Raw genomic sequence first — 12234 nt, forward strand, 5'->3', positions numbered from 1 at the left:
CCGCGTCGCTAGTGGTTCAGCCCGAGTTGGCCCTTCAACCCGGGCACGGCGTCCACGATTTCCTTGATCGCGTCCGGGCCGGCGGCGATTTTCGCCTGTTGCAGCAGGGTTTCGGTTGCCTGTTTGATCTGGTCGGGCTCGAGACCGCTGGCGCGAAGCTGTGCGATGCCGTTGACCAGCGCGCTGGCCTTCTCGCCCAGGAGCCCGCCGAGGGCGGAACTGATCGAGCCGAGAAGGCCGCCGCCGCCATTGGCGCCCTGGGCCATCACATCGTAGCTGTGGGCGAGATCTTCCGCCCCCGGTACGCTGTTGAACAACCCCGCGATCCGACTATCACCCGCCTCGTATTCGAGCACGGATAGGATGGTGCCAACTGCCATTTCCGTCTTGGTCGGATCGAGGCCCGTTTTGGCCGAAACCGTGTTTATGATGTCCTGTGCGTTCATGGACATGCCGCTCATTGCGTCTTCTGGGTCTTCAGGCGCACGTCGCAGGCCTTCCAATAATCTCGCCATCCTTGGCCGGACTGGACCTTGCCGGCCGCCTTGTCGGCCTTCCACTCGGCCTTGCATTCATGCACGCGCTGCCGGAAGCCCATTTCACGCGGGTGCTTCATCGGTGCGCCGCCGGGGGTAGCCGTGTTGGTTTCGGCCGCATACTGAAACCGGGCTTCAGGGTAGCCGGTGGCCATGGCCTGCTTCTCGGTCGATTGCGGCGCGGCAGGCGCCGGGGCGGAAGAGGGCGACTTGCTTGGCGCCGGCGCCTTGGACGGTGCGGTGTTGGTGCCCTTCATGGACACGCTGCAGCTGTGAAGGAATTGCGGCCAGGTCTGACCGTGCAAGGTGTTGGCCTTCTTGGCTGCTTCATATTTCGCGCTGCACGCCTTGGTGACTGTCTGCGCGGCGCCCGTGTTGGCGGCAAAGCCGTGGGAGGGGAGGGCCAGGAATGCTGCACCGAGCGAAAGGGCGCTCACTGATATCAAGGTCTTGAAGGTCATGGGATTTACTCCTCCTTCGTTGACGTTGTCTCGTCTTGCGGGCGCAGGCAGTCCGCGCCGGCACGGGACGCGCCTGTGGAGGCATCGGAATGCGCCAGTGGTCGCCGATCGAGCGCGGCAAACTCGCTGCCGGCAAGGCGAAGCCTGCGTCTAAAGGCTGTTCCTGACTTGTGGCGCCATGCGCTGGCGAACAGGCCTTGACGAAAATTTGATGCTCCGAGCGGTTGCATCTCCTGCGTGCAGACGGGGACACTGTTGGCAACTTTCACCCGGGCTGTACTGGACCCTTCCGGCCATGCACTTATCTTGCCCTCTGGGAAAGAGAGGAAGGAGGACGACGATGAACAGACCGCCCGTTACTCAGGCGATGATCGACGCCTATGACGAATACACGCATCTGACGCTCGACCGCCGCGCGTTCATGGAGAAGTTGACCAAACTGGCCGGTTCTGGCGCCGCCGCGGCTGCCATCACGCCGCTTCTGGCGGCCAATTCCGCGCAGGCCGCGATCGTAGCCGAGGACGACCCGCGGGTGAAGGGCGGGGACATCACTTATCCGGGCCCGAAGGGCGAGATGAAGGGGTATCTGGTGCGCCCTGCCGAGGCGAACGGCAAGCTTGGTACGGTCATCGTCGTTCACGAGAACCGCGGCCTCAACCCGCATATCCGCGACGTGGCGCGGCGCATCGCGCTGGAGGGGTTCATCGTGCTGGCGCCGGACTTTCTGTCGCCGCTCGGCGGCACGCCCCACGATGAGGACAAGGCGCGCGAAATGTTCACCCAGCTTTCGTCGGAGCAGACCATCGCCGATGGGCTGGCGACGGTGGCCTATCTCAAGAAGCTCGACGGTGGCAACGGCAAGGTCGGCGTGGTGGGCTTCTGCTGGGGCGGCGGCGTGGTCAACGATCTGGCGGTGAACGCGCCCGACCTCGATGCCGCCGTTGCCTATTACGGGCGCCAGCCGAAAAGCGAGGATGTGGCGAAGATCAAGGCGCCGCTCTTACTGCATTATGCCGGCAAGGACGAGCGTATCGATGCAGGCATTGATGCTTACAAGGCGGCGCTGGAGGCGGGCGGCAAGAGTTTTACCATCTATGTCTATGAAGGCGTCCAGCACGCCTTCAACAATGACACTTCTGCCGCGCGTTACGACAAGGCGGCGGCTGACCTCGCCTGGGGACGCACCATTGCCTTTCTCAAGCAAGACCTAGCGGGCTGAGGCGCTTGCCGCGCCAAACAGCGTTAACGGTCGAGAGTGTTGCTTGGTTAATTCGAGGCAGCTGGGAAAACTGTGATTCCGGCCGCCGGAACATGCTTCTGCGGGTCATTTCGGGCCTGCCGAGGCAGCGCAGGAGTCGTTCTGGTCTCGTGCTCCGGAAAGACAAAGTTCAGTATTAGTCAGAGTGCCGCAAGCTTCTTGCCGATTTTATAATCGCGCGTGCGTAGATCATCCTCATCGGAATGGGAATGCGATGGCGTTCCATGCGGTATAGTTCGTTGTTTATTGTCTTCAGGGCGCGCCAGAAGTCGTAATCGCTTATCGTCTGGTCGGATGCCAGGCGGCTCGACATCTTGGTAACGTCAATCTTCATGCCAGTCCTCCGAACGGCGCCCCCGCCACCGTTCCGGTATTTGAGTCGAATCTAATGGGATTGTGCCCGCCAAGCCGGTGGGATCAATCCGCCCCCATCGCTCTAACTGTGCAAAAACCCTTAAGGTTAACGTTTAGCTGACCGTTACAATTTTAACGATTGGCGCCGATTTACGACGCTATCCCGGTGTAAACGAGATCTTCGGCAGGCGTGCGAATGACGCCTGCCGGTACATGCGTCGCCTAAGAGGCTACGCGGTATTCGCGGTGGAGCTTTTTACCCGTCAGCCGTTCTTGCGCTTGATGCCGATGGAGCGGCCAGCGCGCTCGGGCACCGGCAGGCCGGCATGGGCCGCAGCCATGGCGTCGACCTTGGCCTGGATGTCCTCGGGGAAGGCGGCAACCTTTGGGCCCGACATGTCGATATGCAGCGACAGCGTCTCGGAAGTGGCGGCCAGCCAGCCGTCGACATGGTGGATTTCCTGATAGGCGCGCAGGCGCTTCTCGTCATGGTCGATGAGCTGGAAGCTGACCTTGACCTTGTCGCCCAGGTGCAGTTCGCGAACGTAGCAAAGGTGCAGCTCGGCGGTGTAGATCGTCAGCTTGCGGTCGCGCGCATAGTCGGCGCCCATGCCCAGAAGATCGAACGCCCCATCCGAGCAGCGGTCGAAGATCACGTTGTAATAGGCCATGTTGAGGTGGCCATTATAGTCGATCCAGTCTTTCTCCACCTCCATGACATGGGAGACGAAGGGGGCGGGGATGGTCATTGACAGTTTCCTCTTTTGGGCGCTTGCAAAGGGCTCCCATCCATAGACACTTCTCGCGGACTCACATGGTCCAATAGCGGAGGAAATAATGGCTCTTAGCGACGTCCCGGCGGTTGAACGCAACGAGGAAGGCATTGCCGCGGTGCTCGGCATCCTCAAGCAGCGTTTTGGCGAGCGATTCCAGACCGGAACGTCCATGCGCGAGCAGCATGCGCATACCACGACCTATATCCCGACTCAGGCGCCGGACGGCGTGGCGTTTCCCGAAACCACCGAGGAGGTGCAGGAGATCGTGCGGGTCTGCGCGGCGCATCGCGTGCCGGTTATCGCCTTCGGCACCGGCACCTCGCTCGAGGGCCATGTGAATGCGCCCGGCGGCGGCATCTCGCTCGACACTTCGCGCATGAACCGCATTCTCGCCGTCCATGCCGAGGATCTCGACTGCGTGGTCGAGCCCGGCGTGACGCGTGAGGCGCTGAACACGCATCTGCGCGACACCGGCCTGTTCTTCCCCATCGATCCGGGTGCGAATGCAAGCCTCGGCGGCATGGCCTCGACGCGCGCTTCCGGCACCAATGCGGTGCGCTATGGCACCATGCGCGAGAACGTGCTGGCGCTGACGGCCGTCATGGCCGACGGTAGCGCGATCACCACGGCGAGCCGCGCCAAGAAAAGCTCGGCCGGCTACGACCTGACCCGGCTTCTGGTCGGTTCGGAAGGCACGCTCGGCATCATCACCTCGCTGACCCTGAAGCTTTACGGCATTCCGCAGGCGATCTCGGGTGGCGTCTGCCCGTTCCCGTCGGTCGACGCGGCCTGCAATGCGGTCATCTCGACCATCCAGATGGGCATTCCGGTGGCGCGCATCGAACTGGTCAACGCGCTGCAGATGCGGGCGATGAAGCAGCATTCGCATCTCGACTACCCCGAAAGCCCGTGCCTGTTCGTGGAATTCCACGGCACCGAGTCGGGCGTCGCGGAGCAGGCCGAAAGCTTTGGCGAGATCGCAGCCGAATATGGTGGCGGGCCGTTCCTGTGGACCGGCGTGGCCGAGGAACGCGCCAAACTCTGGAAAGCGCGGCACGAGGCCTATTGGGCGTCACTGACGCTGCGGCCAGGCGCCAAGGGTCTGTCGACCGATGTCTGCGTGCCGATCTCGAGGCTTGCCGAGTGCATCGCCGAGACCGAGGAGGATATTGCCCGTATGGGGCTGATTGCGCCGATCGTCGGCCATGTCGGCGACGGCAATTTCCATACGCTCGTGCTGATGGACATGAACGATCCGAAGGAGGTGGCGCTGGCCGAGGAGTTCGTCGGGCGGCTCAACATGCGTGCGATCGCCATGGGCGGCACCTGCACCGGCGAGCATGGCGTCGGCCAGGGCAAGATGGGCTTCCTGCGCCACGAACTGGGTGGCGCTGTGGACGTGATGCGTTCAATCAAGGCCGCGCTCGATCCGCAGAATATTCTCAACCCAGGGAAAGTCCTGCCGCTCTGAGGCGTCGCCCAAGGGCGCGCTGCGACAAGCTTCGTGCCCCTTACCCCTTGACCCATCCGGCATCGCGCCAAACATTTTCCTGCTCAGCCCCCGAATTCTACAACGCGCCGCGGGCGCAATGGAGAGGAGCAGGCAAGATGGCGATTTCACGCAAGGAAGAGGCGAGGGCGCTCAACGCGGACGAGCGCGAGCTGGTGGAGAAATCCCACCACCCGGCCGTGCAGGAGGTTTCCGACGCGGAGCTGCATGAGCTGGTGAAGCTGATGCGCGACAGGCGCGACAAGGCGCAGACCGATGTGTTTCGCCGCCGCCGCGAAATCCGCGGCAAGGGCGTGCCGAAAGGCGCGAAACCTGTGACCGGCGATGCGGGCTCCCGCACCAAGCTTGCCGTTCTGGCAATGGCGATGCGTCGCCTGAACACCGAGGTCGAACGTCGCCAGCAGCTTGCCGCCAGCATGGAGCAGATCGAGAACGCGCGCCGGGCGCTGGCGATGAAAAAGAAGGCACAGGCGAAGGCGCCCGACTTCAACACACGCCATGCACATAGCGGCATGCGCACTGTCGAAAGCCGCAAACCCAAGAACCTGATCCGGCCGATGGAACTGGGGCGCCAGCGCCAGGCGGCCAAGGTGGCGCAGGCCAAGAAGGACGCGCGCGGCCAGCAGCATCCCTAAGCGACCGGCGAGGCTGATCGCATTCTGGTCGGGGGACATCTGCGCCCTCGGCCAAGATGCCTCTTTATCGACACGCTCATCCGGGTAGAGTGCAGGCTCGATTGAGCGCGATTTCCCGGAGTGACATGCTGGCCCGGATTTTTGTTTTTGTGGGCGGACTGATCGTGCTGGCGCTCACGGCAGCGCTGGTGGCTCCGTACTTCATCGACTGGACGTCCTATCGCGCCGATTTCGAGCGGGAAGCCAGCGTCATCCTCGGCCGCAAGGTCACCGTCGAGGGTTCGGCTACGGCGCGCCTTCTGCCTTTCCCGTCGGTCACGTTTTCCGACGTTTCCGTCGGCGCCTCTGCCGGCGGCGCACCCGCCATGACGGTCGAGAAATTCTCGATGGACGCCGAGCTTGCGCCCTTCGTGCGCGGCGAGCTTCTGATCTTCGATATGCGGTTGGTGCGGCCCAAGGCCGTGATCGATATTGCCGGCGACGGCACGGTGGATTGGGCGGTGCGGCCGTCCTCACCGGTTGATCCCAGGCGCATCGCGCTTGAAAAGCTGACCATCAGCGATGGCCAGATCGTCGTCCGCCATGCCGCCAGCGGACACGAGCATCGCCTTTCGGAAATCAACACGGAAATCTCGGCCAAGTCTCTGGCGGGACCGTGGCGCGCCAATGGCTCGATGCTGGTCGACGGCATGCGCACGGCGATCTCCGCCACGACCGGTTCGCTGGAGGAGAATGGCCAGCTGCGTATCAAGGTGAAGGCCGATCCCGAACTCTATCCGGTCGCCATCGAGGCTGATGGCAATGCCCGCATCGAAAAGGGTGCGGCCCTCTATTCGGGCCAGTTCCGCATCGCTGGCCGCGAGCGCGCACCCGAGAAGCTGCGCGGCGCCAATGGCGAGTTGGTGAAGGCGCCCGGCCTGAAGCCCGAGCCCGGCTTTCGGCTGAACGGCGATTTCGCGCTCGACCACAAGAAGCTCAGCATCGACAGTTTCCGTTTCGAGACCGGACCGCTCGACAATCCCTATACAGCGGATGGCACCGCCTTGATCGATCTCGGCACCCAACCGCGCTTTTCGATCGAGGCCAAGGGCGCGCAGGTGCGCTTCGACGAGGCCGTCGCCGGCAGCGAGGCAGGCGCTGGGCTGACGCTGGCCGAGCGCATTTCGGCGCTTGAGAAGACACTTGCGGATCTGCCCAAGCCGACGATCCCGGGCAGCGTGGAGGTGAACCTTCCCGCCATCGTGGCCGGCGACACCACGGTGCGCGACGTGCGCCTGTCGGCCGAGCCTGCCGAGGGCGGCTGGGCCGTGAAATCGCTGGCCGCGATGCTGCCCGGCCGCACTACGCTGGAGGCCGACGGCTTCCTGCGCACGGGGCACGATTTCGGCTTCAAGGGTTCGCTGCTGCTCGCGGTCAGCCAGCCGTCCGGCTTTGCCGCCTGGGTCGCCTCCGATGTGGACGAGGCCATCCGCCGCCTGCCGGCCGCCGGCTTCAAGTCGAAGGTTGACATGACTGAGCAGCGCCAGAGTTTTGACGATCTCGAACTGGTGCTTGGCAAGGCAAAGTTCCGCGGCAACATCGACAGCCGGCAGCCGGCCGACATGCGGCCTTCCGTGGCGCTCAAGCTTGAGGGCGATGCGCTGGATGTTGACGGGCTTTCGGCCTTCGCCTCGCTGTTCGTCAGCGACAAGGGCGCCAACCGCTTCGCCGACCGCGACCTCGATTTCGACATCAAGGCGGGGCCGGTGTCTGCGGGCAGTCTGACTGCCGACAGGGTCGATACGGCGCTCAGGCTACGAAGCGGTCTTCTGGAGATCGACCGGCTGTCGGTCGAGGGGCTGGCCGGCGCTTCGCTGAGCGCCACCGGCCGGATCAAGGACTTTCCGAAGAGCCCGACCGGAAATCTCGATGCCTCGATCGTTGCGGTCGATCTTGCGCCGCTGATCCGGCTCGCGGCCGAGCACTATCCCGACAATCGCCTGCTTGGCGCACTCGACGCCCGCGCGGGCTCGCATCAGGGTCTGTTCGAGGACGCGCGCATCGATTTCACTGCCAGCGCCGCCGCCAATGACGATGGCAGCACCGGCATGACGGTGAGCCTGCAGGGCAATGCCGGCGGCTCGGCGCTCTCGGCGTCGCTGGACGGCAAGGGCCATCTGGACACGATCTCCGAAGCGCCGCTGTCCCTTTCGGCGTCGGCGAAAAACAGCGATGCCACCGCGCTGCTGGCGCTGACAGGCCTGCCCACGCTTCCGCTGGGACTGACCGGGGCAGGCGAGCTGTCGCTCAACGCCAGAGGCACGCTGGCGGGCGGCCTCGAAACCGCCTTCAGCCTGAGCGGCGAAGGGTTTTCGGCCAAGTTCGACGGCACGACGAGCTTTGCCGACGAACGCATGCGGGCCAAGGGCAAGGCCAGTATCGAAGCCGAGGACATCGAGCCCTGGCTGATCACCACGGGCTTCGGCCTGCCCGGCATGGGCATGGGGACGCAAGCCGCACTCGCCGCCGATGCGGATTATGAGGATGGCCTTCTGGTGCTCGACAATCTCGATGGCGCCGTCAATGAAGGCTCGGTATCGGGCGGGATCAATGTCCAGCTGAAGAACGGCGTGCCGCAGCTTACGGGCGCGCTGGCGCTCGACGAGTTGAACCTCGAGCCCGTGATCGCCACAGTGCTCGGCGCACAGTCTGTCGCGCCGACCGGCAAGAAGTGGTCGTCGGTGCCGTTCCAGTCGAAGCCGCTGGCGCCCTTTGCCGCTAATCTCGACATGACGGTTGGCTCCGTGTCGACCATTGGTGAGGCGACCGCCCGCGATGCCAAGATGACGCTGAAGCTCGACGGCGAGGGCCTGCACCTTTCCGACGTTCGCGCCGGCTTGTTCGGCGGCCAGCTGGACGGCCTGTTCGAGCTCAGGAACGACGGCGGCACCGGCTTGTTTTCCGGCCAGATGAAGCTCGACGGCGCCGATCTTGCGGCGGCGCTGCCAGAGAGCGGGCTTGCCGGCCACGCCGACATCGCTTCCTCGCTGACGGCGAGCGGCAAGTCGGTCGACGGGCTCGTGGCCTCGCTGTCGGGCTCAGGTACGGCCACGCTGAAGGACCTCGTCGTCCCGGCGGTCAATCCGAATGCGCTGCCCGCACTGATCGCCAAGGCCGACGAGATCGGCCGCGACATCAATGCTGCGCGGACCGCGGGTTTTGCACCGGAGATCGTGTCGGCGGGCGGCTTCAAGGCCAACGAGACCGATATTGCCTTTTCGGTGGCAGGTGGCGTGCTGCGCGCGCCCCCGTTCAGCTTCGAGACGCCGGCGGTAAAACTCTCCACCGATCTGCGCGCCGACCTAAATGCCGGAACGATCGCGGCCGACGGCCAGATCGCCTATGCGCCCGGCGACGAGGCGCTTGTGGGCTCCGAGCCGAGTCTGCGCTTCAGCCTGTCGGGCAGGCCGTCCGCGCCTGAGCGCAAGCTGGACAGCGATCCGCTGGCTCAGTTCCTGACGCAGCGCGCCCTCGAGCGCGAACAGGCGCGCGTCGAGGCCATGCAGGCTGCCGTGCTGGAAAAGCAGCGCCTGCGGCGCGAGGCTCGCTACTACACCGTGCTGCAGCAGGAGCGCGAACGCGCGGCCGAAGAGCTGCGGCGCCAGCAGGAGGAGGCGCGTCGGAAAGCCGAAGCCGAGGCCAAGGCGCGCGCCGAAGCGGAAGCCAGCGCCAAGGCAGAGGCGGAAGCAGAGGCTAAAGCCAAGGCGGAGGCGGAAGCCAAGGCTGCCGAAGAAGCGCGCCGCGCAGCCGAACAGGCCGCCGCCGCAAAGCGGGCGGAAGAAGCCCGGCAGAAGGCCGAAGCGGAAGCCAAGGCTCGCGCCGAAGCCGAGGCGGCTGCCAGCGCCAAGGCAGAAAAGGAAAAGGCGGAAGAGGCCGAAAAGAACGCCGAACCGGCCCCGATGATCGAGCGGGCGCCTTTGCCGCCTGCTCGGCCGAATGTACCGCCGACGGGTTCAAAAGCCTTCGATCCGGATTCGATCGAGAATCTTCTGCGCACGCTGGACAATGGCGGCTAGGGCACGCGTGTTCGGCCCCAAAAAAGTTCATTGACGCGATGTCGGGACGCGCGCTCCTTCCGCGTCCTAGGGCCGTCAACCGACCAGCCATGGGAGAATACGAATGACTACTGAAGCCGCCTCGACCGCCGATCGCGAACTGGTTCTGACCCGCATCATCGATGCGCCGCGTGAAAAGCTGTTTCGCGCATGGACCAAGCCGGACCTGCTCGTCCAATGGTTCGCGCCACTGCCCTGGACCACCGCCTCCGCAAAGCTCGATGTACGGCCGGGCGGCGCGAGCGTCATCGTCATGCGCGACCCGGAAGGCAATGAATTTCCGAGCAGCGGCGTCTATCTGGAAGTGGTCGAGAACGAGAAGATCGTCTTCACCGACGCCTACACCGCGGCCTGGGAGCCGTCACAAAAGCCCTTCTTCACCGGCATCCTGACGTTCGAGGATCTTGGTGGCGGCAAGACCAGATACACCGCTCGCGCCCGCCACTGGACAGTGGAAGACCGCGACGCGCACGAGAAGATGGGTTTTCATCAGGGCTGGGGCCGGTGCACGGACCAACTGGCCGCACTGGTGGCGAAGCTGTAGTCCATCGAGACGGGCCGTCAAAACGTTACGGGCGAAGCCAGACGCGCAATCGCCCGATCGTTTCGAAACCGGCTTGCAAGGCCGTCGCCAGCTCAATCCCGCGCTCATAGCCCACGAGCGGAAGTCCGGGAAACTGCGCGGCGGCCTGGTCGATCAGTCCGCCCCACAAGGTCTCTGCGGACATACCGCATGAGAAGACATTTGAAAGGCCCACAACGCCTGCAGCGCGGTTCAGTATGCCGCCTCCGAGGACTTTGTCCCCATCGAGAGCCAGCAGAAATCGGACGTCCGGATTGGAGAGCAGGGCGGGCAGAAACGTGCGGGAGGATTCGTCGGTCTGGTCGTTGCCTGACCAGGAGGCCTCCCATCGCTCCAAATCGTCGCTGCTTTTTGCCAGTTGCCAGAGACTGTCATTGCCACTCGATGATCGGGTAGGGGCGGGCACTGCGATCCAACTGGCATCGAACAGCACTTCAAAGCCGAATCGGGCAAGTTCCAGCGTGTAAAAACTGTCCTTCACGGCGATGCCGTTTGGCCGTTGCCGGCTGAGATCGGTGATGCATCGCTCTTGCTGATTGCTTTGATCGGCAGTCAGAGTCACCGCATCGGGATAGTAGGGCGGCGCGCCGTGGCGCTGGACCCATATGTGGTCCAGAAAATCTCCCGGCTTGTGCCGTGCCGCGCAAACGGCATCGCACCACGCAGCGTTGTTGAATGCTGCTTTCGCCCACAAATCGTCCGACATTGTACCCCGGCTGTTCAACTCGTGATCACCACGGGCGTGGTGACGGTGCGGTTGTCGAAGCCGGCGATCAGCGGCCGGGCCTTGGCGATGGTGGCCTGCACCTGAGGCAGCGTCAGCGAGCCCCTGTGGCTGGCCTCGTCGTCCCAGACCTCGGTGATCCAGATCGCATCGTCGTCGGCCGGATCGAGGGCGATCACGTAGCTGATGCAGCCGGGCATTTTCGCGGTGCCGCCCTGCATGATGGCGATGAGTTCGTTACGCTTGCCGGGCTGCGCAATCATCCTGCCAATCAGTCCGTACATGATTGCCTCCTGCCTTTCGCCGGCGTCAGCTCTGCAGCGCGCCGCGCTTTGCCCATTCCAGCACGTGAAGCCGCAGTGCGGAAGACAGGTTGGCTTCGCGCGGGCGCGTCGAGTCGATTTCGGCCACGAGCGCCGAAAGCGGCACGCCGCGCTCGGCGGCGATGATGACGAGATCGTCGTAGAAGGGTTTTTCGAGCGAATAGCTGGTGCGGTGGCCGCGTATGGTCACCGAGCGTTTTTGCACCAGGCTCACCTGTTGCCGTCTCCGGGCGGTGTTTCGTCCTTGGCACGCTCGCGACGGTGCCCGTCGATGAAGCGGACCGCCTGTTCGGTTGCCAGGCGGTCGCGTTCCTTTTCAGCCTTGCTGCGGCCGTGCAGGGCGCGGTTCTGTTCGGCTGTGCGCTCTTTTTCGGCGCGCGCTTTCTGCTTGCGGTGCTGGCGAAGGTTGACGATGTCCGCCAAAGCCCCTGCCTTTACTTCTTGCGGAAGGCGTCAAGCGAAACGACGTCCGCACCCTTGTTGCCGGACGAATCGTCCGCCTCGACCTCTTCGACCTGCTTGGCCTTCTTGCGGCCTTCGGCCTTTGCCGGCTGGATCTTGGCCGGGGCTTCTTCCGGCTCTTCCTCGACAACGTCCTGGATCACGTCGTCGGCTTTGACGTCGAACTCGAGCTCGAAATTGACCGACGGGTCATAGAAGCCGCGCACGGCGGAGAAGGGGATCTCCAGCTTCTCGGGAATATCCGAGAAGGACAGGCCGATTTCGAAGCCGGTTTCGGAAACCTTGAGGTCCCAGTACTGGAACTGGATGACGATCGTCATCTGCTCCGGGTAACGCTCGCGCAGGCGGCTGGAGATGCGCACGCCCGGCGCCCCGGTCAGGAATGTGATGAAGAAATGATGGTTGCCCGGCAGGCCGGTGCGCGCGACTTCTGCCAGCACCTTGCGCATGACGCCGCGCAGGGCTTCCTGAGCCAGGATATCGTAGCGGATGTGATCTTCGGCCATGTGCGGATGCGT

At 64.1% G+C, this 12234-nt stretch carries 14 protein-coding genes; 5 read left to right on the forward strand and 9 right to left on the reverse strand.

What is annotated here, in order from left to right; genetic code table 11:
* Positions 1–8: 8 nt before the first annotated feature.
* Together M2281_RS15355 and M2281_RS15360 are read right to left on the reverse strand one after the other, a co-directional pair.
* Positions 9–461 carry a hypothetical protein gene (locus M2281_RS15355; RefSeq protein WP_280822043.1) on the reverse strand — a complete coding sequence of 151 codons (453 nt, stop codon included), beginning with the start codon at positions 459–461 and terminating at the stop codon, positions 9–11.
* Positions 458–997, reverse strand: coding sequence for a hypothetical protein (locus M2281_RS15360; protein WP_280822044.1), 540 nt, complete (start codon positions 995–997; stop codon positions 458–460). The genes M2281_RS15355 and M2281_RS15360 overlap by 4 nt, the downstream gene beginning before the upstream one ends.
* Before the next feature lie 340 nt (positions 998–1337).
* On the opposite strand from M2281_RS15360, the gene M2281_RS15365 reads away from it, so the two are divergent.
* Positions 1338–2216, forward strand: coding sequence for a dienelactone hydrolase family protein (locus tag M2281_RS15365; protein ID WP_280822045.1), 879 nt, complete (start codon positions 1338–1340; stop codon positions 2214–2216).
* A gap of 175 nt (positions 2217–2391) precedes the next feature.
* Here the strand turns inward: M2281_RS15365 and M2281_RS15370 are convergent, their stop codons facing one another.
* Entirely contained in the window at positions 2392–2589 is a 198-nt protein-coding gene (locus tag M2281_RS15370) for a hypothetical protein (protein WP_280822046.1), read from the reverse strand.
* 283 nt (positions 2590–2872) lie between these two features.
* Positions 2873–3358: a thioesterase family protein gene (locus M2281_RS15375; protein ID WP_280822047.1), complete on the reverse strand. Its 486-nt coding sequence runs from the start codon at positions 3356–3358 to the stop codon at positions 2873–2875.
* An 88-nt stretch (positions 3359–3446) separates the two neighbouring features.
* On the opposite strand from M2281_RS15375, the gene M2281_RS15380 reads away from it, so the two are divergent.
* The 4 genes from M2281_RS15380 (at position 3447) to M2281_RS15395 (ending at position 10168) form a co-directional block, all read left to right on the forward strand.
* Positions 3447–4856: an FAD-binding oxidoreductase gene (locus tag M2281_RS15380; protein ID WP_280822048.1), complete on the forward strand. Its 1410-nt coding sequence runs from the start codon at positions 3447–3449 to the stop codon at positions 4854–4856.
* Positions 4857–4993: 137 nt separating this feature from the next.
* Positions 4994–5530 carry a hypothetical protein gene (locus M2281_RS15385; protein ID WP_280822049.1) on the forward strand — a complete coding sequence of 179 codons (537 nt, stop codon included), beginning with the start codon at positions 4994–4996 and terminating at the stop codon, positions 5528–5530.
* A gap of 125 nt (positions 5531–5655) precedes the next feature.
* Positions 5656–9585 carry an AsmA-like C-terminal region-containing protein gene (locus M2281_RS15390; RefSeq protein ID WP_280822050.1) on the forward strand — a complete coding sequence of 1310 codons (3930 nt, stop codon included), beginning with the start codon at positions 5656–5658 and terminating at the stop codon, positions 9583–9585.
* A gap of 103 nt (positions 9586–9688) precedes the next feature.
* Positions 9689–10168 carry an SRPBCC family protein gene (locus M2281_RS15395; protein WP_280822051.1) on the forward strand — a complete coding sequence of 160 codons (480 nt, stop codon included), beginning with the start codon at positions 9689–9691 and terminating at the stop codon, positions 10166–10168.
* Positions 10169–10193: 25 nt separating this feature from the next.
* On the opposite strand, the gene M2281_RS15400 is transcribed toward M2281_RS15395, so the two are convergent.
* Genes M2281_RS15400 through M2281_RS15420 form a run of 5 tightly spaced genes read right to left on the reverse strand, consistent with a single transcriptional unit; the run spans position 10194 to position 12222 of the window.
* Positions 10194–10913, reverse strand: a complete 720-nt coding sequence (locus M2281_RS15400; protein ID WP_280822052.1) for a hypothetical protein — start codon at positions 10911–10913, stop codon at positions 10194–10196.
* A gap of 14 nt (positions 10914–10927) precedes the next feature.
* On the reverse strand, positions 10928–11215 hold the full coding sequence (locus tag M2281_RS15405; RefSeq protein WP_280822053.1) for a putative quinol monooxygenase: 288 nt from the start codon (positions 11213–11215) through the stop codon (positions 10928–10930).
* A gap of 25 nt (positions 11216–11240) precedes the next feature.
* Complete coding sequence (locus M2281_RS15410) at positions 11241–11468, reverse strand: ribbon-helix-helix domain-containing protein (RefSeq protein ID WP_280822054.1); 228 nt, start codon at positions 11466–11468, stop codon at positions 11241–11243.
* Positions 11465–11677, reverse strand: a complete 213-nt coding sequence (locus tag M2281_RS15415; RefSeq protein ID WP_280822055.1) for a DUF4169 family protein — start codon at positions 11675–11677, stop codon at positions 11465–11467. Before M2281_RS15415 ends, M2281_RS15410 begins: the two co-directional genes overlap by 4 nt.
* A gap of 11 nt (positions 11678–11688) precedes the next feature.
* A complete protein-coding gene (locus M2281_RS15420; RefSeq protein WP_280822056.1) occupies positions 11689–12222 on the reverse strand; it encodes an SspB family protein in 534 nt (177 codons plus the stop codon).
* Between the last annotated feature and the right edge of the window lie 12 nt (positions 12223–12234).

Origin of the sequence: Pseudaminobacter soli (ex Li et al. 2025), assembly GCF_029892515.1 — a bacterium.
Taxonomy (GTDB): domain Bacteria; phylum Pseudomonadota; class Alphaproteobacteria; order Rhizobiales; family Rhizobiaceae; genus Pseudaminobacter; species Pseudaminobacter soli_A.

Bases quoted from the DNA above. Each gene is read 5' to 3' on its own strand.
- M2281_RS15355 (WP_280822043.1), bottom strand. From the start codon at position 461: ATGAGCGGCATGTCCATGAACGCACAGGACATCATAAACACGGTTTCG.
- M2281_RS15360 (WP_280822044.1), bottom strand. From the start codon at position 997: ATGACCTTCAAGACCTTGATATCAGTGAGCGCCCTTTCGCTCGGTGCA.
- M2281_RS15365 (WP_280822045.1), top strand. From the start codon at position 1,338: ATGAACAGACCGCCCGTTACTCAGGCGATGATCGACGCCTATGACGAA.
- M2281_RS15370 (WP_280822046.1), bottom strand. From the start codon at position 2,589: ATGAAGATTGACGTTACCAAGATGTCGAGCCGCCTGGCATCCGACCAG.
- M2281_RS15375 (WP_280822047.1), bottom strand. From the start codon at position 3,358: ATGACCATCCCCGCCCCCTTCGTCTCCCATGTCATGGAGGTGGAGAAA.
- M2281_RS15380 (WP_280822048.1), top strand. From the start codon at position 3,447: ATGGCTCTTAGCGACGTCCCGGCGGTTGAACGCAACGAGGAAGGCATT.
- M2281_RS15385 (WP_280822049.1), top strand. From the start codon at position 4,994: ATGGCGATTTCACGCAAGGAAGAGGCGAGGGCGCTCAACGCGGACGAG.
- M2281_RS15390 (WP_280822050.1), top strand. From the start codon at position 5,656: ATGCTGGCCCGGATTTTTGTTTTTGTGGGCGGACTGATCGTGCTGGCG.
- M2281_RS15395 (WP_280822051.1), top strand. From the start codon at position 9,689: ATGACTACTGAAGCCGCCTCGACCGCCGATCGCGAACTGGTTCTGACC.
- M2281_RS15400 (WP_280822052.1), bottom strand. From the start codon at position 10,913: ATGTCGGACGATTTGTGGGCGAAAGCAGCATTCAACAACGCTGCGTGG.
- M2281_RS15405 (WP_280822053.1), bottom strand. From the start codon at position 11,215: ATGTACGGACTGATTGGCAGGATGATTGCGCAGCCCGGCAAGCGTAAC.
- M2281_RS15420 (WP_280822056.1), bottom strand. From the start codon at position 12,222: ATGGCCGAAGATCACATCCGCTACGATATCCTGGCTCAGGAAGCCCTG.